Source organism: Deinococcus sp. Leaf326 (assembly GCF_001424185.1).
GTDB lineage: Bacteria > Deinococcota > Deinococci > Deinococcales > Deinococcaceae > Deinococcus.
This window is the reverse complement of the sequence record NZ_LMOM01000041.1, coordinates 14589-14794: the sequence shown is the minus strand read 5'-3', so window position 1 is coordinate 14794 and position 206 is coordinate 14589. Positions and strand designations below refer to the sequence as shown.

The window sequence follows — 206 nt, the reverse complement described above, 5'->3', positions numbered from 1 at the left end:
CTGGAGAGATCAACACGCATCTGGGCTGGACCATGGAGATCGTCAAACATCCTTGGTCGGGTTGGCAGGGCACCTGGGCACCAAAAGATGCACCTCCACGTATCGTGGAGGTGCCGAAAGGATTTGTCGTCCTGAAGCGCCGTTGGGTGGTGGAGCGGACGTTCGCCTGGTTGGGGAAATCCAGACGTATGGCGAGGGACGACGAG

At 59.2% G+C, this 206-nt stretch carries 1 pseudogene; it reads left to right on the top strand.

From position 1 onward, the window contains the following. Positions 1-103 precede the first annotated feature (103 nt). A pseudogene (locus tag ASF71_RS25810) lies at positions 104-206 on the top strand (IS5/IS1182 family transposase); the annotation flags it as partial.